Below are 18858 nucleotides of genomic sequence, written 5' to 3'. Positions count from 1 at the left end.
GCCTGTTCCACAATAAAATTCACTCTTTGTGGAACAGGCCGGAAAGCCTGTTCATAAAAACCTTATTTAGAATGGTGCAACATCTCAGATACAAGGGAGTTTAGGGGTGTAAAAACCCCGTCCCCATCTAATGTTTATTTGTAACCAACTACTTAGTAAGGGTGAAAGATTAGCCATGAACAATGTAACTGGTACGGCTTTTATCGTTGCGGAGTTTAGAGCAGAAGAGAATGAAGAGGAAATTCCTCTCTATACTGATCATGTAGTAAAAATCTGGCTGAATGAGGAAACAAAAAAAATAGCTCACCAAATAGCTCACAACTCTCCCGCAGCTAAAGAAATGGTTAAGTTGCGGACTAAATATTTTGATGATGTTTTGTCAAACCAAATTTTAGGAGGTTGCAAGCAAGTAGTTATTTTAGGTTCGGGCTTGGATACTCGCGCTGCTAGAATTAATGGAGAAGGAGTGATTTATTTTGAAATAGACGATCGTGCGACTCTTCAATTAAAAGAAGAAACTCTCAAAGCTAACAAAGTTACTGCCCATGTTCGCTACATCCCCGGCGATTACGTAAAAGACGGTTTAATCTCCTTGCTGAAACCGAGTGAATTTGATTTCGCTCGACCGACATATTTTTTGTGGGAAGGCAACACTACTTTGGTTGACAAAAAAGATGTAATATTTGTATTAGAACAAATTCGCGACAATGTTGATAATTTTCGATTGTCCTTTGATTATATGTCGGAAAAGGTAATTTTGAGAACCACGGGCTACCAAGATATCAATGATTACATAGATAAATACGAAAGTATGTATGCACCCTGGATTACTGGGTTTGAAAAGATTGCAACTTTGGCTGACAAACTCAATCTCAAAGTTATTGAAAACTTTTCGACTGCCGATTTACACGCACAATATCGCCCTGGCTGTTCGATCGAATCTAATCTTTTTAAGTTCTATTTTGTCTGTACGTTAGAGAATATGCCCTAAAATCTCCCAATCCCGAATTGATTCGTGTGCGTGAAAGCTTGTGACGAGGACGATCGCACTACTATAAAATCTTAGAAAACAGAACCAAAATGTCATTATTAGAAGCACAGCAACTTACAATGCGATTCGGTGGTTTGACTGCCGTCAACCAGGTTAGTTTAACCTTGGAAAAAGGCTCGATCGCCAGTTTGATCGGCCCCAACGGTGCGGGCAAAACTACTTTTTTTAATATGCTTACGGGTATTTACAAACCGAGTGGCGGTCAGTTGCTTTTGGAACAGAAAAATATCACGGGTTTGCCTCCCGATCGCCTGACAACTTTCGGCATTGCTAGAACTTTTCAAAATATCCGCTTGTTTAACAACATGACTGTCCTGGATAATGTTTTAGTAGGTAGACACTGCCGATTGAAAACAGGTTTGTTGGGTGCAATCCTCCGCCCTCCCGCTGCGAATTTGGAGGAGCGGGAAGCTAAAATAAAAGCGCTCACTATGCTTGATTTTGTCGGTTTAGGTGCTGCTAAAGCCCCGGAGTTGGCAAAAAACCTTTCCTACGGAGACCAGCGCAGATTGGAAATTGCCAGGGCTTTGGCTTCCGATCCGAAAGTGCTGCTTTTGGACGAACCTACGGCGGGGATGAATCCGAACGAAACGGCTGATTTAACTCGCTTTATTTACCGAATTCGCGATGAGTTGAATTTGAGTATTTTGCTGATTGAACATGATATGAAAGTGGTGATGGGAATTAGCGATCGCGTGAGTGTTATGGAGTACGGTACTAAAATTGCTGAGGGAACTCCGGCCGAAGTTCGCGCAGATCCTCGCGTGATTGAGGCCTATTTGGGAAAAGAAGAAGATGGACATGGATAATACAGAATAACTAGATAGGCGACTTCTTTAATAAGAAGTCGCCTATCTAACAGCGATAGTTGACGATCCTTAGATGTTTTGCATCATTCCTAAACTTTTGATTTAACTTCAGAGAATTGATTCTTAAATTTTCTCCCCTTCGCCAGGAAACAGAAAAATAGGGCAGTGCCTAATATAGTAGTAGGTTCTGGAACTGGTTCGGCTTCGGAAAGTGGTTGCGATTGTGCCACTGCCATATTGTTCTTAACTTCTACTAATCTTAAATTAGTGGTGCTGTCAAAAGTCCGCGAATACACTCCCGAAGTATACAAGCTCAGGCTTTTTGTATTACCTTCAGCCAAAAAAGCAAAATTAATTTGTGTTGGATTAAAGTTTCCAGCGAGGTTGTATGACACACTCAATTCCGGGGCTTTAAAAGAGTGCAAACCGATCCCAAGTTCAAAGGATTCTAAAAGAATGTTAGAAACAGTATCAATTAATGAAAAAGATATACTGCCTAGGGCGCTAGCCCGTTCTGATTGGGGATTACTAACAGATGTAAAAAGATGTAAAATAGTCTGAACCGTGAAGGAAAAAGTTTCTCTCGCATTAATAGAGAAGTCGCCGATCACTGCTGCTTGACTTTGGGCTACACCGAAATAGTTAGTCCCGCTGCCTATGACTTCACTTTGCGAGAGATTTGTTGCCAGCAATTCGTGACAGTTAGATATAAAAAATGCCTCAGCTTTTGCTTGGCTAATGGCTGCACCGCTGTTAGCTATTGTCTGAGTTTTAGTGTTAGTAGATGTACCTGTATCAGTCGGGGTGTGACTGAAGTTATCAATCGTTACTGCTGCTGCAGAACCGGCTAGTGTGGCAGCACGGCTGGGCGCTATACCTACACTCAAGCTGGTTACTAAAGGAGTTGCTAATAAAAATGCGATCGTTCCGCTACAGTGATGGAATTTCATGGTAAATCTCCTTAAATTTGAAACATTTTAAGTGCTGTTATTAGTAAGTTGTAGCGGTTGGTTTCGCTTACGTATCAATACTACCTATTTACTTAAAGATTTTTGTAAAGCTACTGTCAAGAAATCGTATTTTTAAGTAAAAATTATGTAAAGTCGATCGCCACAGCTACTAAAAATAGATTCTATGGGAGCTAGGGCGGGTCTTGATCTAAGTAAAATTACTGTTTACTCTAAAAAAGCTTGATTTTAAATAAATGCAATAAAATTTTATAATTAGTCGGGATAATATAATAAAGCACTAAGCAGAAAGAGTAATCATGTTGGAAATTAAAGACATACACACCTACTACGGAAATATCCACGCTCTCAAAGGGGTATCGCTAACAGTCTCGCAGGGAGAAGTTGTGACATTAATCGGCAGCAACGGGGCGGGGAAAACGACCACTCTCCGCACGATTCAAGGACTGCTGCGCCCGCGAATCGGCACTGTATTATTTGAGGGAAAGCCTTTGGAATCGCTGTCTACAGAGGCGATCGTCCGTTTGGGGATTTCTCAAAGTCCCGAAGGGCGGTTGATTTTTCCACGCATGACGGTGCAAGAAAACCTGGAAATGGGTGCTTATCTCCGCAACGATACTCTAGGTATCAAGTCCGATATGGAAAAAGCATTAAATTTATTTCCCCGTTTGCGAGAAAGAATTAGTCAAAAAGGGGGAACTCTCAGCGGCGGGGAACAGCAAATGTTGGCGATCGCCCGGGCTTTGATGTCGCGCCCCCGCTTGTTATTATTGGACGAGCCGAGTATGGGATTGGCACCGATGTTAGTCAGTCAAATTTTTGCGATCGTCCGCGATATTAATGCTGAAGGAACAACTATTTTGCTGGTGGAACAAAACGCCCGTATGGCTTTAAGTGTGGCCCACCGCGGCTATGTCATCCAAACTGGTGAGGTTGTAGTCGCCGGTACTGCTAGCGATTTGCAGTCAAATGAAACTGTTCGCAAAGCATATTTAGGTGAAAATTAAATAACTATTCTGGTAATCGGTAATGGGTAATCGGTAACAGCAATTACCAATTACCAATTAGCAATTACCCTATTTGCGATCGCAACTTCCCCGTTTCCAATTCCGTCTCAAAAGCCGCCCGCACCTTTTCCCACTCCGCTTGGGCTTCCAACAGGCGATCGCGCGCCGTACTCACATCAAAAACCTGTTCCCCTCCCGACTCAACCGCCAAGCGACCCATATATTCCAACTCCTTGCAAACAGCAGAAAAAGACACCGCTCCTAAATTGGCGCTGCTCGACTTCAGCGTGTGAGAAGCCAGCTTCAAACTATCAGCATCGCCGAGAAAAATAGCCTCCTTAATAGTTTCTAAATGTTGCGGTGCGTCTACCAAATATATCTTGATCAGCTCCCCCAAAAAATCCGGATCTTCATCATCGTCTAGCTCGCGGAGATTTTGCAAAATATGAAAATCAATCGGCGAATCGGCTCCCGGTTGAACGCTCGAAGATGCCGCAGCATCACTGTCAATGTCATCAGAAATATCTTGATTGTTTTCCTCTGTTACCGCATCCAATTCATCCCGAATCAGAGGTGAGCACTTGCTCAAGGCGATCGCCAACTCTTCCCGGCGTACCGGCTTAGTAATATAATCGTCCATACCTGCTTCCAGACACTTTTCGCGATCGCCCTGCATCGCATTAGCAGTCATCGCAATAATTCTCGGCTTCTTGTTAGCAGGCCATTCCTGACAAATGCGGCGCGTCGCTTCCAACCCATCCATATTCGGCATCTGCACATCCATCAGCACAACATCGTAAGATTGCCGCTTCAGCGCCTCCAAAACCTCCAACCCATTAGCCGCAATATCAGCCCGATATCCTATCCTGTCGAGTAAATGCGTAGCCACTTTTTGATTCACCACATTGTCCTCCGCCAGCAAGATCCGAATCTGACTAGAATTAGCTCCATCCTGTCCGGCAGAATTCGTCGCAACCTGCCTCAAAACAGCAGGCGTCCGCTGCGCGCGGTGTTGTTCTTGAGAATTTTCAAAATACTTCAATCCCGAAGTCAAAGTCACCACATTTGAAACTTCTCCCCTGCCGCTTCTGCCAGTAACATATCCAAAAACTTGCAGCAACACATTATAAAACTGGGACTGTTTTAAAGGCTTAGTTAAAAAAGCCGAAAAATGTACTTCTGTAGTTTCAAGTTTTTTCCAAACTTCCGCCTTACTTAAATAAGTAAACAGTACCAAAGGTAGTGCTATTTTGCGAGGGTTTTTAACGATGACATTCGGATTTAAGCCGTCGTCGCCAGACAAATTGCTCAGCTCAAATTTCCGAATCTCCACAGCCAACGCCACACCGTCCATATCTGGTAGATTCATCGCCAAAATAGCTAAATCGAGCGGCGAGTTTCCTTTGATGATTTCCAAAGCCTCAGCACCCGAAGTTACAGCCACGGGTATCATTCCCCAAGACTCTGCCTGCCGGATCAAAACTTGCCGGTTAATGGCATGATGCTCAACAATTAACAAGCGCTTACCAGCGGCAAATTCCGGTCTTTTTTCCTCAGCCCGGATGTCATTCGCTTCAGCAGTCACCGTGAAATAAAAAATCGAACCCGAACCCGATATCAAGGGCGGAGTAAATTCTTCTGGCGACCTTCCAGCGATACTTTGTCCGGCAGAAACTCCCGGTTGAGACTTAGAACTTCGGGGATCAACCTGGCTGACAACCCACATTGTACCGCCCATCATATCGCTCAAACGCTGGCTGATAGCCAGTCCCAAACCCGTCCCGCCGTAATGTCGTGTTGTCGAAGCATCCACCTGCGAAAAAGCTTTAAACAGGCGATCCATCCGGTCTGGCGGAATACCAATTCCCGTATCTTGGACAGCAAATTGAATCTCGTATTGTTTGCTACGTGCCAACTCTCCCTGGTTAATTGCTAGCGGTTGTGGCTCTAGAATATTAATTTTTTCCGGCGAACTCTTAGCAGCTACCGGTTCAATTTGCCTAGCCGTACAGCACACCACAATTTCTCCAGATTCTGTAAACTTAACTGCATTGCCCAGCAAATTTACCAAAATTTGGCGCAGTCTCGTGACATCTCCTAAAATGTTTTTTGGCACAGAATCATCAATAAAATAAGCCAACTCTAAACCTTTTTCTGAGGCTCTAGGAGCCAGTAATTCTAGAGATTCTTCTATACAGTTTTGCAGCTCGAAGGGGCTGCGTTCCAAATCCAATTTTCCAGATTCAATCTTGGAAAAGTCGAGAATATCGTTAATAATAGTCAGCAAAGCATCGCCGCTGGTACGAATTGTCTCCACAAAATCCCGCTGTTCAGGAGTTAGTTCCATATCCAGCAGCAAGCCCGTCATCCCGATGACCGCATTCATCGGAGTGCGGATTTCGTGACTCATAGTCGCTAAAAATTCGCTCTTAGCTCTATTAGCAACTTCCGCCGCTTGTCGTGCTTGATCCAAAGCTTCATTTTGCTCTGCTAACTGTCGCTGTCGCTGAACTTCGGTTTCTAAAAGTTGTGCTTGAGCTAAGGTAATGCCAACTTGAGCAGCAACATCTTCTAACAGTTCAATTTCGTCGGGATTCCACTGGCGAGTTGCATCGCACTGGTGCAAAGTAATAATTCCATTCGGTTCTCCTTGATAGGAAGTGCGAACAGCCAACATAGATTTTAATCCGATGCGGCGGCACATCGGCCCCGAAGATTCCAGCAAAGGATCGGCAAACACATCGGGAGATGCCAGGGCTATATCTTCAGCGAGGAGTTTTTCTGTGTAGGGGTTATAAGTGACAGAAAGTTCTAAATCTAAAGCCGATTCGTGACCAGGTTCTAAGTATTCTGCGACGCAAGGAAGGTGGGGATAAGGTTCGGAAAGATAGGTGTGAATTGTACAGCGATTGACACCAAATACGCGGCCGATTTGGGTGGCGGTAGTTTGAAAAATTTCTTGAGTGTCTAAGGTCGATCGCACTTTTTGAGTAATTTGTTTGAGTAGTAAAACGCGCTGGTACTGACGTTGCAAAGTTCGCTCTCGCTCTTCGCGGGCAATTTCTGCGCCGATGTAATTGCCCATCAACTTTAAAATTTCAAAATTCAGCGGTTTAAAAGGAGATTTAGTGGTGCGAGAAGTAAAGCTCAAAGTGCCATAAATTCGCCCTTGCACTATTACCCTCGTCCCCACAAAAGCCTCCAACTTGCGGACGCTGTAAGCGGGGTGGTTGCGCCACTGAGTAGTGCCCGCTGATTCGACAGAAATAGGTTCGCTCGATCGCAAAACCTCTCGCTCAAAGGTTCTGCTCAAAGCAAAACCGTCTCCTTTAGCAAATCCAAAGGGAAAATCTTCCGGTACATAAGCCGAAATCACTTCGTAGCGATCGCCCAAAACCCTGCCCAACAGCCCGATATCCATCCCAAACTGACTACAGCCCATCGCCAGCAACCGGATCGTTCGATCGTCAAAAGAGCCTTCCGAGCTCACCATTACCTCGTAGAGCGATCGAATTGCCCGCTCGCTTTCCCGCAGTTCCTCAACTCCTTCGAGGCGGTTGCAGACATCGTGCAAAGTCCCGAAAATTCCCGCTATTTCGCCTTGCGAATTCCGGCGGACTTGGGCAAATAATTCTACGGAAACAAAGCCGGAATTACTGTGAATTCCCAAGGAGTTTTTCTCCGAAACCGACTTGGACTTAAATCGCAGTTCTCGCCGTTCAAATTCCGACTTCCCGGACAGCAAAGACTCCAATAAATTTGCACATTGCTCGCGCTCATCTGGATGCACCCACTCTAAAAAATTAGTTTGCAAACTTTCGGAAACCGCATAATTAGTAATTTCCGTCCAAGCGCGGTTGAGGAATTTCCAAACCCCCGCCGCATCTATGTGGAAAATTACTGTTGCTTTCAAAGAGTCAAATAGATGGAATTGTTCTCGATCGTGCTCGCGGTTTTTGACCTCAAACTGCTTGTTTAGAGTAATATCTGTATGAGTTCCTACTACCCGCAGCGGTTTGCCAGTAGCGCTGCGTAAAACTTGACCTCGGTTCAGCACCCAGACAGTGCTGCCGTCTTTACAGTACATCCGATATTCGGCTGCAAAATCCGGTGTCTTTTGGGCGAAGTGTTCTTCTAAAGCTGCCTTTACCGAGTCAATATCATCTCGGTGGATGCGACTCCACCATTCCGATCGGCGATTCGAGATTTCCCCTTCTTGGTAGCCCAGCATTTCTTGCCACCGCGCCGAATAAAAAAACTCATCTGTTTCGAGATTCCAGTCCCAAATCCCCTGATTGTTGACTGCAGGGGGGAGATTTTGCCGCTCTACGAAACTGTGGTGAGAAATTTCAGCCATCTCGTGGCTATTTGCTGCTGTCCGCTGTATTTCTGCTGAGAGTTTTTTGTATTGAGCGTTGCTAGATTCTAGCTGGCGCTGCAAAGCGATCAAGCCAGAATGCAGAGATTTGGAATCCAGCGCTTGTAAAAGGATAGTTTTAGGATTAATAATCCCGATCGGGTGATTTGTTTCGTTAATGACTAATAAAGGCAACTGGCAGTAGTGTTTTTGCAGCAGCGCGACGGCTGCTTCGAGGCTAGAGTGCGATCGCACCAGTGGCGGCGAACTGCTGCAAATTGCTCCCGCTTTAATTTTGTTAGAGTCTCTTCCCAGGGCCTGCAACTGCACGATATCCCGCGAACTTACCACCCCAACCAGTTTGTGAATGTTGGGATTTGTAAATTTGGAATTGTGAGCAGCACCAGTCGAGTGTTGATCGGGGGTTTCAGTGATTAATACATAACTAACATTGTGTCTAAACATCAGTTGCGCCAAATAGCGAACCGAAGAATTAGAAGGAGCGTGAATTATTCTTGAAGCTGCTATTTGAGGGATTTGATAAAGTTTAATTAAACTTGCGGGCAGCTCTACTTTCTGATGCAGAATTGGCAGCGGCGGAGGGAACGCGAAAGCCGCAGGTGGCGAAGCGCTGCTTATTGCTTTTGGTGTCGATTCCCCAATTCCCTGCAACATTTGCACCAAGCTTTGAGAGCTAATTAAACCGACAAGTTCTTCAGCCTCGCTGACGACGGGCAAATGGCTGATCTGATGTTTATCCAGCAGATTTGCTAAGGCAAAAAAGTCGGGAATTTCCGATTCTCGGGCTACAGTTACGGTTCTGATCATGATTTGCTCGATCGCAAATCCCCTCAAAGCAGCGCCGATCGAATTTAGCTGTACGATATCTCGCGCTGTAAAAATCCCCAGCACTGTCTGGCTGCTAGGATAGGGAGCTTTTGAGCCGTTGAGAGGCCGCCCGTTGCCTCCTGCGTGTAGCGCACGCGGTACACCGTTGTAGAAACCCGACTGTTCCCGCGATTGTGGGGAAGTCCCGTTCGTGGGATTTCCGAGTTGATAATTCCCGCGCGGTTCTACCACGAGGACGTAACTGGCTCCTGTGCTACTCATCAGCTCGATCGCCTTTTCTACGGGCGTCTCAGGGGTGACGGTGAGGGGATTGCGGTTGATGACCTGACTGAGGGAGGGAATAAACATCAGGGGGCATAAAAGTGATATTTGTTGGAAAAAGCCGATCGCGAGCAGCAGGTTGATTGAGAGGCTTTACCCGCGAGATTTCCAAGCGCGCTCAAAGTTTCTGTACGATTCAACTCACCCATACTTCCAGCATCTTGGCATTTAAAATTAATTCCGTGCCATATCCTGATAATTGACGGCTTCTGACTTCCAGAACCAATGCTATCTGCCAGAGGGCGGACATGAAGGCGGGCGGGTAATTCCTCGCCTAGCCTAACTGCTGCGGGTTTACGAGCAAGAATTTCTGCGATTGTCTAGACTGCACCCTACTTTCTGCCCCTCAACGGAACTCTCGCTCACATTCTGTTTGAGGCCAGATACCTGCACCCTACCAATTTACCAGCGACAGGAGGGGAATCACAACATGACATTTAGGTATTGCAACTGTGCAATTGGGGGTTCGAGGGTTCGAGGGTTCCAGGGTTCCAAGGCCAAGCAGGCAGAAAATAAATAATTTTGAGCATAACTAATTCTATCTTATCCCAATTATGGCCCAGAGGATTTGAGCTTCAATTCTGGCGATCGAACTTGATGAGAATAGCGCTGTTCCCCGCCAGTGCAAAACTCGCATTGCCGCCCTTGAGCCTTAAGCTACCAACAACCTCATCCATTGTTTTAGAACTGAACTCCCGCACCGTGCCATTACCAGTTTTTATCAGCTCCGAAATATCAGCATTAACAGTGTAAGATGTTGCTCGGTCATTGACAACCAGCAAGTAAACATTCTTGCTAGAATCAAGAGTGGCAACTGCCCTTAAATCCGAACTGTTAGTGATAGGAAAAAAGGTAGCTTTCCCGCCCTGCAAAGCCCTAATTCCCATCCGTAAAGCATAGTAGCCCGCCCGCCGTTTTCCCCCGTCCCCTAGCAAACCTTCCGCCCCTGCGGGCTTCCCCCAGTCGTACAAACAAAATATGTGACTGCCGTCAATATAATTATCCCCCGGTTGAGAACCTCGAATCAAATTCTTAATCAAATTTAAAGCTAAAGATAAATCACCGTAGCTCATGTTGTAAGTTCCCCATTCTCCTACCCAAAGCTGCGAGTTAGCGCGGACAGTACCGTTCATCCAGCCGCGCACTTTGCGGGTGTAGTTAGAAATATCTGCATCGTAGTTGTGGACATTGACTGTATCGAAATAATTCGGTATTTCCTGCAAAGCACTAGCCGGCCAATTGCTGCCGCCTATGGTTTTCGGGCCATGGATGCGGTAAGTGCGCGAAGGCAAATAAGTTTTATAAACAAAGTCGATCGCATCTTTTGCCACCTTAACCAATTCAAAATAGTCAGCCCTAGTCCCGCCCCAACCCTGATCGCGATTGTCCGGTTCGTTGTGAATTTCCCAATCATCAACGCGGTAATCATTGCGAACATTCAGCCAATAAACCGTAGCAAAAACGTGTTCCCACCACTCGTTCCAATCTTCTCCTGTGCGCGGCGGATTCAGTTGCAGTGCCCAACTGGGATTCCAGTTATTATCAACATTCCGAATACTCACAACCGGGCGAATATTTGCTTGTTTGAGACTATTAAAAATAGTCCTGGCATTGCCTGGCCAAACCGTACCTGGTCGTCCCGACCACCAATAATCGCTACCCTGGGGCGGATTAGTCATCATCTGATCCCAATGCGCCCAATTAATTATATTGGGATTTGTCTTAATTTCGTCAATAGATGGCCAACCGTATTTACCGTCGTCGTCTTCGGGTTCCCACCGGGACATCCCGCCGTAAATGCGGTAGGTATTAATTCCCAAATCTTGCAAATCTTTGATGTCGAAATTGATATTGCCTTCGACTGCACCGATGTAGCGAGTGCTGACACCCGCAGCAGTGCCGGAAATTTTAATTGTTTCGATGTTTTGAGCAAAAGTTGTTATTCCGATGAACAACCCTAGGCTGATGGCAATTAAAACACCTAGAAAAAAAATCAGAATTCTAGTTTTTGATAACACGTGATTATTAACTACTAATTTAGGTTATTTTCTGTTCGAGGTAAATATACCCATCGCTAATCTAACTTAACGGGCGATCGAGTTTGTTAGCTATTGTAATAAAAAAGCATTAACTATACCAATTTCCCGAATTAACACATAAAGTAAAATAGCACAGGTAGCAGTCAAAAGTGAAGGTTCACCTCGAACAACCACAGTAAAATATTTGGGTATAACAATTAACCATATAAATTGCGTTAAATATCTGGCGGGGTGACAACGCCGCCGGAAACCCAGCCAGGCCTCATATTTGATCGACTTGTGTTAAAAAAGATAGGTCAGAGCATTCCAAGGGACGATCGCCTTTTGTTCGCGGGTAACAAGAAAACATGGACGCCCAAGCTGCAGATAAAGCGAGTTTGGGCTTGATCTGGGCTGAAAATTTGTTTAAGTCCCGTTAGGAAAAAACGCTTTTATTAATTAATTAGACGATCGCCATTTAATAAAAACATTAAACCCTCAGCAATTGCCGAGGGTTTATTTCCCAAATCCTACAATTTTCCCCACAAAAAATATATCGGTCTAAAGGTAGATGATATTGGTGACCAACCTAGGTTACGCTCGGAGAAATTCTATACTTGTTTATAGCCACAAAACAGGCGCATCAAAAATGCAATAATTAGACCCAAAGCCCCACTCGTGAAGCAACCTAAAACATCGATGGATTTCTCTAGAGTAAGTCTTAAAGGAGCATAAAAATGTTAGATATTGATGAAATGAGTTCAAAAGAAATACAAGAACTTTTGCAGCAAGTAGGACACGGACACCTCGGCTGTGTATTTGAAGGGCTTCCCTACGTTGTGCCAATGCACTATTATCTCCAAGATTCGGACATATACATTTTCACAACAGTCGGGATGAAAACGAAGTATATGGACGGCAATCCAGAAGTCTGCTTGCAAGTGGAAGAAGTCCGCGATATGGAACACTGGCGCAGCGTTGTCGTGAACGGGCGAGCAGAACGCCTTACGCAGCAGGAAGACATCGATCGCGCGATGGAATTGGTCAAAGAACACAACCCGAAACTTTCGCCCGCCATCAATCGCACCTGGATTGACTCGCTGGGGCGTGCGGAGACCATCGCAATCTACCGCATTCAGCCCTGGGAAATGAGCGGGCGCACGACGGAGGGAATCAGCAGTCGGTGAACGTCGAGACTCACTTGTTACCGGGTTTTTTACGAAAATACTTAATTAAGATTTTCAATCTCGGTAAAAAACCCGGTTTACGATCGTCAGGGCGCCTCCAAGACTAGAAATTACTAAAAAGTGCTGCCGGATAAAATAGTGCCAAATATCAGCTCAAACAGCTTTGCTTGCCAAAAAATCTCTCATGTACCGATTCACTAACTGCGGCTGTTCCTGCTGCACCCAGTGGCTGCAATTAGGAATGTAATGAATCTGAAAATCCCGCACATAATCTGCGGTTCCATAGGTTAACTCTTTGCCGAAGGCCGCATCTTTTTCTCCCCAAATCATCAGCGTCGGAACTTGCAGCACGCTCCAATTCTGGCGATCGAGAAATCCGCTAGCCAGATTGCGGTAATAATTGATAGTAGCAGTCAGAGCGCCCCGTTTGGCAGCCGCATCTTTGTAAGCTTCGATATCTGAGGGACTAAAGGTGCTTTTGTCCACTGCCATACCTTCCAAAGCAGCCGAAATGGCTTGATAGTCGTCCCACTGAATTAACAACTCCGGCAAAACTGGCAACTGAAATAAAAAGATGTACCAACTTTTCAACAATTGTTGGGGAGTGCGTAACCCTTCAGCAAACTTGGCAGGATGCGGTAGATTCATCACAATTAATTTATCCACCATTTGGGGATAAGCATAAGCAAAATTCCAGGCGATCGCGCCTCCCCAGTCGTGACCAACTAAGGATCGCGAATTAAATAACTTACAATTTTAATTGTTATTGTGGGATGGGCGTCTCGCCCGTCCAAAAAGGACGGGCGGGACGCCCATCCCACAATCTTGTGGAAGTTATTTAATTCTCATTCCTAAGACGCAACTTTCGTATCCCAAACCCTGAATAATGCCCTTGACATCTTGCACAAACTCTGCCATCACGTAAGCAGATTGATCGTGAGGTTTGTCGCTGTCGTTGTAACCCCTGAGATCGACAGCGACAACTTTATAATCTGATGCAAATTCCGGGATTTGATGCCGCCAAGAATACCAAAATTCAGGAAATCCGTGCAGCATCAGCATCAGCGGCCCAGAACCTTGAGTGACATAGTGCAGTTTGATGCCGTTCGTAGCGATAAATTCGTGTTTCCAAGCAGCTTCTAGCACAGACATATTTGATGCTTCCTCTAGCTATCGAGATATCCTAGCAGTTCCTCTCTTTAAGAGAAACCAACTTTAGGCATATCTAGCAATTCTCCGAGCACTTGTAAACTCTTTTTTTTCTCTTCATTTGTGGAACAGGCGTCCCACCGGTGCTTCATTCGCGCAAAAAAAGCCGTAGCTTGCGGGGCCCGACGCCATTGCCCGTTTCCCGAAAATATTGCTATCTCTGTCAAAATAATAGTATAATGTTGCTCGCATCCCGACAACTGTTAAGCCAAAAATTACTCATTTTAGAGCGCGCGAAAATCTCGAAGCGCAAGAAATTGAGTTTTGTTGATAGCGCCAGTTCAATAATTAAGATCGGGCGAGTGTACTAGGAACTAAAGGAGTTAATACTATGTCGGGCGATCGCCTGCAAAACATTGTTAACCGCTTGACAGATCGTCTAAAGCGCGATGTATTAGTTGAAAAATCCCTCTACGACATTCGAGAAGTTTTGCAGAGCGATCGCGCGGTGCTTTATCATTTTTACAAACAGTGGCAAGGTCGAGTGACTTACGAGATGTTAAGTGCGATCGAACTCTCAATCTTGGGTTCAACGGGGCCAGATGATTGTTTTAACCACGAATACGCTGCTTTGTACGAAGCGGGCAGAGTTAGAGCAATTGCAGATATTGAAGTAGAACCAATTAACCCATGTCACCGAGATTTTCTGCTTAGCCTGAAAGTTCGCGCCAATTTAGTCGTGCCAATTTTAACAAACAAAGGACTGTGGGGGCTGTTAATTGCTCATCAGTGCAGCGGGCCCCGCACTTGGTTGCGATCGGACATTGAATTCATGCAGCAACAAGCACAAAATATGGCAATGTCTCCCACAATTCAAGATAGTTAATATTTAATCCCAGATTCTGCTTGGTGACAGTTGGGGTATCGAGCATAAAATATATATGCGAAAACCGAGACAGAAATATTTACACATATATAATGTTGCAAAGCTTAGGGGAAGAGAATTTCAGATTCTATTTTGTGTAATTAATTCTGTCTAACTACTTATCCATCTAACTGTTCCAAACCTTGGTCTCTAGGAATAGTTGGTGGCAAGGAGTTTTCGGATGCTGGGGGAGCGAAACCCAAGAATGATATCTTGAGGAGACACCCCACGTTGAATCAGTTCTCGATCGATATAGATTTCGGTACTGTTGTGTTGAATCCAGATTTGATTTTCGATGATATCGAGCTGCATGGCACAGCCATAGATGCGATATTCGTCGCGCCATTCGTTGTGCATAACGAGGTATCGATCGCGGGCAAAATCGAATATTAGCTGAGCATTTGCGTCATTTGTAGAAAAGTCTTCGAGAAAGTCACAAACAATTTTGCGGTATTCGTTTAGTCTATCCATTGGTCGATCGCCTCACGAGTTGGATTGTAAATAATTAGTCGAATTTCATAACGTTCGATGACAGTTTTTGCGGGTTCAAACCTGAGAAACATTTGGTAGGTATCGGTGGGCACTGCCAGATAGAGTATACGTTCTGGTTCGCTAGAGACTTCGATGGCAATGCGATAGTTGAGGAATTGACCGAGGGCGGTGTGGAATTCAGAAATCGTGGAGCCACCTGCGAAACTTTTGACTTCTACAGCTATTTTACGTCCTTCTTTTTCAGCGGCGATCGCCTCTTCGGCTGTAAGATCGATGTAGATATCAGCAACACCATAGCGTAACTGGTAGGGATCGTGGGTAATCTTCCAGCCATCTTTTTGTAGGGCGATTTTCACCGTGTTGTGGAAGAGATCCTTTGCCATTTTCAGTTTGGGTTCTAATTGGACGTATTCCCCTTAGATAGCATTACGATCGCGTGAGATTTGCTGTCTTCGGATCATATCGAAATTGATCGATGGTTCCTTCTTTGATTTTTTCAATCGCCTCTTCAATCGCCTCTAGCGGAACAAGGAACCACTCCCTCGGTTTCACGGGTATGCCAAAGCGATCCGGCAATTCCAACTCCAATCGAACACTGCTGAAAACCTTTTGAAGTAGTGTCTCAAGTCTCTTGGGGTTGATTTTTGACAGTTTGAATGTTACGACGATTTCCACTTCTGCGAACAAATAAGTCGAGTCTTTCTTAGCGGTGGCAATTCGGCTTTTTACATCACCTCTGGTAACACCAATCTTGTGAATGACAGACCGATGCTCAGCAATGAAGGGATGATCGGATTGGCTTCTCAGCACGTAAATGTACCCAGTTGTTAAGTCGTCTTTTGCTTCAATGCCAGAAAACAGGGGACCGAAATCGGGGTCGGTGATGCGGCGGCTGGCCTTGTCTTTATTTAAAGCACGCTGGAGCGATCGCAACAGCAAATCGCTCTCGGTGGCATTGTCATAAACCACCCTCAGCCGGCAGTCCGATCGCCCATAGTCGCTGACAAATGGCTCACCCATATCGACCACCATCACCTTCTGCCCATCAAGGATGAACAAATCCCCTTCCTTTACGGCCGCATAGTCCTGGTATTTGATGGTTTGCCGTTCCCCCGACTGCAATTGCCGTTGCACTTTGTCAAAGATGGGTTTGAATTCATCAAAGTCCTGGCAGGGAGTCCGTTGGGCGATTTCCTCGGCTGCTTTGATTTCGCTGCGCGATCGCACATGAGTAAGCTGGATTACGTCGTTCTCTGAGGCTGCATCGACTCCCAGGGAGGCCAGCAGTGCTTCATCTGTCAGATTGCTTTCTGTGATCAGGCTGGCATCAGTCTCAGCATCTAACAGTCTGCGTGAGTCTAGCGGTTCCAAGACGGCGCGACATTCCTCCGATTCTCGCAGGCGATCGAGCCGTACCGCATAAAGCCGCTCGAAGATATCGCGATCTTCCCCATGCTGGGGCAGTCTGCCATATTCTTCCACAAACCGCTCGATCTCCTCAAAGCCTGCGATGATCCGCTCTTCTCTGGCAGAACGCTGGCCGGAGGGTTCGGGGGTCATGTCCATGCCCAATTCACCCAGCAATTCCAAATCATCATCGGTGGTGTACTTAGGCATTAGTTTCCTCCTTTACTTTGCGTTGCAGGAAGGCAACTCCTTCTGCCATCCGTTTTTCCCAGGGATCGACTGCTGTGAGAGAGGGCAACCTGCCTTTTTCTTGCTTGAACCGCAGCGCCCGTTTGGCTAATTCCCGCGCTTCTTCCACGCTAAGGGTTACTCGCTTAGCCGCAATGACTTCCGCCACCTGCTTCAGCCGTTCTTCGCTCATGGACTTAGCCAGAATGGCATAGGCTTCGCCAAAGGGATTGATGCGATCGATCAGATCCATATCGAGGTCTGTTACCGATAGGGCGAACTTCCTCACCCCATCGAGGAGTGAGGTGTTTTTCGCTGCTTCCCCACCACCAGGATTTGTGGCGTACTGCCCACCACTTTCGTTCATGGTTTTTTTAGCTTGTTGGACGAGGGTTAGGGCGGCGATCGCGTGTTGGCGGACGGCTTCTCGATCTTCCGCTTCTAGATTTGGGAACTTCTCTTTGACGATTTTGCCCATGCGAACTTGGGTGAGTTCTTCCGGCACCAGTTCTTCATCAAACAGGCCGCGCTCGATCGTTGGCTTATCTTGGACAAAAGCCGTCACCAGTTCGGTCAAGTCTTCGCGGCAGATGCGTTCGGCTTCCGGGCTCTTGGGTTCGGCTAATCCCTTAATTTCCATTTGAATCAGGCCTCTCTCTGGATTGATGCCCACGTTGCACTTGCCAGGATTGTACCCATCTTCCCCGTAGTCGAAACCGGGTGTTGGTTGATTGTCGGGGCGCTTGGGTTTGAACTCGAAGCGCGGCGCGAGCACTTGCTCCATCAGTAGGCTGGCTGCAATGGCTTTGAGCGTGTCGTTCACCGCCTCGGTGACGGCAGATTCGGCGGCATCGGGCTCGGCAATCAGGTTGGTGAACCGAGCGCGGGTTTTCCCTGGTGCATCGCGGGTGGCACGACCGATAATCTGAATAATCTCTGTCAAACTGGAGCGGTAGCCGATCGTCAGGGCGTGCTCGCACCAGATCCAATCAAAACCCTCTTTCGCCATACCGAGGGCGATGATGATGTCCACACGATCGCGATTGTTCTTCTGGGTGGGGTCTTTTAGGGCGGTGGCGACTTTATCCCGTTTGGTGGGGTCGTCGTCTACGAGATCGGCAATCTTGAGGATTGTGCCGTCGGCGGTTTTGACGAGTTGAAATCCCGTCTTGGGATCGGTGCCTTGCCATTCGCCCAGTTCCTCGATGATGTGATCCACCTCGCGGATCTTGTCCTTGGTGCTTTCGCGGGAGTTGACGTTGGGAATGTGCAGGATGGTTTTCTCTTTGGGGTTTAGCACCTGCACGATCTCGTCGGTGTAGCTACCCGCGTAGAAGTAGTAGCCGATGTCGAGTTGCTTGAGGTATTGGTAGCCGTTGAGCTGTTCGTAGTAGGTGTAGGTGACGGTATCGAATCGGGATTCGTCTTCGGGGTGCAACACAGCTTCGGCATCGCCGCGAAAGTAGGAGCCGGTCATGGCTATGATGTGAGTTTTGTCGCGGGCCATGAGTTGGCGGACACGATCGCCCAGCTTGTTGTCTGGGTTGGACGAAACATGGTGAAATTCGTCTATGGCGATGAGGCGATCGTCTAAGACTTCGATACCGAATTTGTCCACGGCAAAGCGGAATGTGGCGTGAGTGCAGACCAGAATCTTGGCATTGCTGGCTAGAAACTTCTGTACCGCGCCCACTTTGCCGCCGTCGTTTCCCGGTGCGTCGCAGAGATTCCACTTCGGTTCAACTTGCCAATCGGCCCAAAAGCCAAACTGGCTGAGCGGCTCATCGTGGAAGCTGGAGCCGATCGCCTTTTCTGGCACGACGATGATAGCTTGTTTGAGGTTCTGGTTCTCTAGTTTGTCCAGGGCGATGAACATCAATGCCCGACTTTTGCCGGAGGCGGGAGGCGATTTGATCAGGAGGTATTGTTCGCCGCGCTTTTGGTAGGCGCGTTCTTGCATGGGGCGCATACCGAGGGCGTTGGGGCGGGTGGAGGTGCCATCCTGGGCGTAGGTGACGGAAACTGAGGGAATCGCGATCGGTTTGCTCATGGGTGGTAAACTTTGGTTTTGCGATTGACAGGCTGTTCGG

Annotated in this window: 12 protein-coding genes and 1 pseudogene; 5 read left to right on the top strand and 8 right to left on the bottom strand. The window is 46.6% G+C overall.

The window, feature by feature from the left end:
- The first annotated feature begins 175 nt into the window (after positions 1-175).
- Complete coding sequence (locus tag QUB20_RS01005; RefSeq protein WP_333242374.1) at positions 176-991, top strand: SAM-dependent methyltransferase; 816 nt, start codon at positions 176-178, stop codon at positions 989-991.
- An 89-nt stretch (positions 992-1080) separates the two neighbouring features.
- A complete protein-coding gene (locus QUB20_RS01000) occupies positions 1081-1860 on the top strand; it encodes an ABC transporter ATP-binding protein (protein WP_333242373.1) in 780 nt (259 codons plus the stop codon).
- 89 nt (positions 1861-1949) lie between these two features.
- Here QUB20_RS01000 and QUB20_RS00995 read toward each other — a convergent pair whose 3' ends face one another.
- A complete protein-coding gene (locus QUB20_RS00995; protein ID WP_333242371.1) occupies positions 1950-2810 on the bottom strand; it encodes a PEP-CTERM sorting domain-containing protein in 861 nt (286 codons plus the stop codon).
- Between the two features lie 317 nt (positions 2811-3127).
- Here QUB20_RS00995 and QUB20_RS00990 point away from each other — a divergent pair, with 317 nt between their 5' ends.
- Entirely contained in the window at positions 3128-3835 is a 708-nt protein-coding gene (locus QUB20_RS00990; protein ID WP_333242369.1) for an ABC transporter ATP-binding protein, read from the top strand.
- A gap of 64 nt (positions 3836-3899) precedes the next feature.
- Here the strand turns inward: QUB20_RS00990 and QUB20_RS00985 are convergent, their stop codons facing one another.
- Both QUB20_RS00985 and QUB20_RS00980 read right to left on the bottom strand, forming a co-directional pair.
- Complete coding sequence (locus QUB20_RS00985; protein WP_333242368.1) at positions 3900-9389, bottom strand: response regulator; 5490 nt, start codon at positions 9387-9389, stop codon at positions 3900-3902.
- Between the two features lie 548 nt (positions 9390-9937).
- Positions 9938-11380: a hypothetical protein gene (locus QUB20_RS00980; RefSeq protein WP_333242367.1), complete on the bottom strand. Its 1443-nt coding sequence runs from the start codon at positions 11378-11380 to the stop codon at positions 9938-9940.
- Positions 11381-12117: 737 nt separating this feature from the next.
- Between QUB20_RS00980 and QUB20_RS00975 the strand changes: the two genes are divergently transcribed.
- A complete protein-coding gene (locus QUB20_RS00975; RefSeq protein WP_333291090.1) occupies positions 12118-12567 on the top strand; it encodes a pyridoxamine 5'-phosphate oxidase family protein in 450 nt (149 codons plus the stop codon).
- A 153-nt stretch (positions 12568-12720) separates the two neighbouring features.
- Here the strand turns inward: QUB20_RS00975 and QUB20_RS00970 are convergent.
- Positions 12721-13719, bottom strand: a pseudogene (locus QUB20_RS00970) (alpha/beta fold hydrolase).
- A gap of 388 nt (positions 13720-14107) precedes the next feature.
- Here QUB20_RS00970 and QUB20_RS00965 point away from each other — a divergent pair.
- Positions 14108-14602, top strand: a complete 495-nt coding sequence (locus tag QUB20_RS00965; RefSeq protein ID WP_333242357.1) for a GAF domain-containing protein — start codon at positions 14108-14110, stop codon at positions 14600-14602.
- A gap of 189 nt (positions 14603-14791) precedes the next feature.
- Here QUB20_RS00965 and QUB20_RS00960 read toward each other — a convergent pair whose 3' ends face one another.
- From QUB20_RS00960 to QUB20_RS00945, 4 genes are read right to left on the bottom strand one after another with little or no spacing between them, the layout of a single operon-like run.
- Positions 14792-15112 (bottom strand): XisI protein, encoded by a 321-nt coding sequence (locus tag QUB20_RS00960; RefSeq protein ID WP_333242353.1) that lies wholly within the window; start codon positions 15110-15112, stop codon positions 14792-14794.
- Complete coding sequence (locus QUB20_RS00955) at positions 15100-15516, bottom strand: XisH family protein (RefSeq protein ID WP_333242348.1); 417 nt, start codon at positions 15514-15516, stop codon at positions 15100-15102. The genes QUB20_RS00960 and QUB20_RS00955 overlap by 13 nt, the downstream gene beginning before the upstream one ends.
- Before the next feature lie 43 nt (positions 15517-15559).
- Positions 15560-16750, bottom strand: coding sequence for a GIY-YIG nuclease family protein (locus QUB20_RS00950; RefSeq protein ID WP_333242347.1), 1191 nt, complete (start codon positions 16748-16750; stop codon positions 15560-15562).
- Positions 16743-18728, bottom strand: coding sequence for a DEAD/DEAH box helicase (locus QUB20_RS00945; RefSeq protein WP_333242423.1), 1986 nt, complete (start codon positions 18726-18728; stop codon positions 16743-16745). Before QUB20_RS00945 ends, QUB20_RS00950 begins: the two co-directional genes overlap by 8 nt.
- Positions 18729-18858 lie beyond the last annotated feature (130 nt).

Source organism: Microcoleus sp. B4-C2 (assembly GCF_036705265.1).
GTDB lineage: Bacteria > Cyanobacteriota > Cyanobacteriia > Cyanobacteriales > Microcoleaceae > Microcoleus.
This window is presented reverse-complemented; position numbering and strand designations above follow the sequence as displayed.

Excerpts from the sequence above, each read along its gene's own strand:
- QUB20_RS01005 (WP_333242374.1), top strand. The coding sequence starts at position 176 with ATGAACAATGTAACTGGTACGGCTTTTATCGTTGCGGAGTTTAGAGCA.
- QUB20_RS01000 (WP_333242373.1), top strand. The coding sequence starts at position 1,081 with ATGTCATTATTAGAAGCACAGCAACTTACAATGCGATTCGGTGGTTTG.
- QUB20_RS00995 (WP_333242371.1), bottom strand. The coding sequence starts at position 2,810 with ATGAAATTCCATCACTGTAGCGGAACGATCGCATTTTTATTAGCAACT.
- QUB20_RS00990 (WP_333242369.1), top strand. The coding sequence starts at position 3,128 with ATGTTGGAAATTAAAGACATACACACCTACTACGGAAATATCCACGCT.
- QUB20_RS00985 (WP_333242368.1), bottom strand. The coding sequence starts at position 9,389 with ATGTTTATTCCCTCCCTCAGTCAGGTCATCAACCGCAATCCCCTCACC.
- QUB20_RS00975 (WP_333291090.1), top strand. The coding sequence starts at position 12,118 with ATGTTAGATATTGATGAAATGAGTTCAAAAGAAATACAAGAACTTTTG.
- QUB20_RS00965 (WP_333242357.1), top strand. The coding sequence starts at position 14,108 with ATGTCGGGCGATCGCCTGCAAAACATTGTTAACCGCTTGACAGATCGT.
- QUB20_RS00960 (WP_333242353.1), bottom strand. The coding sequence starts at position 15,112 with ATGGATAGACTAAACGAATACCGCAAAATTGTTTGTGACTTTCTCGAA.
- QUB20_RS00955 (WP_333242348.1), bottom strand. The coding sequence starts at position 15,516 with ATGGCAAAGGATCTCTTCCACAACACGGTGAAAATCGCCCTACAAAAA.
- QUB20_RS00950 (WP_333242347.1), bottom strand. The coding sequence starts at position 16,750 with ATGCCTAAGTACACCACCGATGATGATTTGGAATTGCTGGGTGAATTG.
- QUB20_RS00945 (WP_333242423.1), bottom strand. The coding sequence starts at position 18,728 with ATGCAAGAACGCGCCTACCAAAAGCGCGGCGAACAATACCTCCTGATC.